Source organism: Leifsonia sp. KNZ12-8B (genome assembly GCF_056755495.1).
The window spans coordinates 1-734 of the sequence record NZ_JBPGXM010000254.1 but is presented as its reverse complement, the minus strand read 5'-3'; the positions used below and the strand labels follow the sequence as shown (position 1 = coordinate 734).

General features: G+C 71.8%; 1 protein-coding gene. It reads left to right on the top strand.

Annotated elements, in window-relative coordinates; genetic code table 11:
- Positions 1-274 precede the first annotated feature (274 nt).
- On the top strand, positions 275-734 hold a 460-nt coding region (locus ACR9ZG_RS18910; RefSeq protein ID WP_481286386.1), incomplete at its 3' end, for an FBP domain-containing protein.

The following is a 734-nucleotide window of genomic DNA, read 5'->3' as shown; positions in this document are numbered from 1 at the left end:
GGCGACCATCGCCGAGCTCGTGAAGCGCGCCGCGGGCTGAGCTCTTATACTGGCTGTCATGTCCACCGTCCCTCCCCTGCTGCCCCTCGGGCGTCTGGAGGTCGTCGGCGCGTCGAGCGCCGGCGTGAGATAGCACCGCCCCCGCCCGGCGACACCGCCGGGCCGGCGATTCCGCGCGCCCGCACTCGCGGCGCGCTGCGTGCCTCTTCGTGCACGCGACGACAGTGCTCTCTTCAACGGCTCCGCACGTGCGGAGCGGACAGGTAACAGGACCATGCTCTCTCTCACCGAGGCGCAGCTGCGCGCCTCCTTCGTCAACACCTCCCAGCGCGAGCGGGCGGCCATCGCCATGCCCGACCTCGACGCCGTCGACTGGGACGCCATCGACTACCTCGGCTGGCGCGACCGGAAGCTGCCGACCGTCGGCTACGTCGTGACCGTCGTCGACGGCGAGCCGGTCGGCATCCTGCTGCGCCAGGCCGACGGCGGCGTGCGCGCCCGCCCGCAGTGCTCCTGGTGCGAAGACGTGCACCTCCCCAATGAGGTCGTCTTCTTCATCGCCAAGCGCGCGGGCAAGGCCGGGCGCGACGGCAACACCCTCGGCACGCTCGTCTGCGCCGGCTTCCAGTGCTCCGCCAACGTGCGCAAGCTGCCGCCGCTCGCCTACGTCGGGTTCGACGTGGAGGCGGCCAGGCAGCAGCGCATCGAGGTGCTCCGCGACCGTGTCACCACCT